At 69.0% G+C, this 210-nt stretch carries 1 protein-coding gene; it reads left to right on the plus strand.

Going from position 1 to position 210, the window contains the following annotated elements; all coding sequences use genetic code 11:
• Positions 1-210 (plus strand): ATP-dependent Clp protease ATP-binding subunit (locus tag I5M_RS29615; protein ID WP_040771685.1); only part of this gene is annotated, 210 nt, incomplete at both ends.

Genomic DNA, 210 nt, shown 5'->3' on the forward strand with positions numbered 1-210 from the left:
GCGCTGAAGAAGTACGCCCGCGACCTGACCCAGGCAGCGCGCGACGGCAAGCTCGACCCGGTGATCGGCCGCGACGAGGAAATCCGCCGCACCATCCAGGTCCTGTCACGGCGCACCAAGAACAACCCGGTGCTGATCGGCGAACCCGCCAGCGCCCGATACGACAGCGCTTCGGCGAGATGCAGACGCCCGACCTGCTCGGAGCCGTCG

The organism is Rhodopseudomonas sp. B29 (genome assembly GCF_000333455.1).
In the GTDB taxonomy this organism is placed as follows: Bacteria; Pseudomonadota; Alphaproteobacteria; order Rhizobiales; family Xanthobacteraceae; genus Rhodopseudomonas.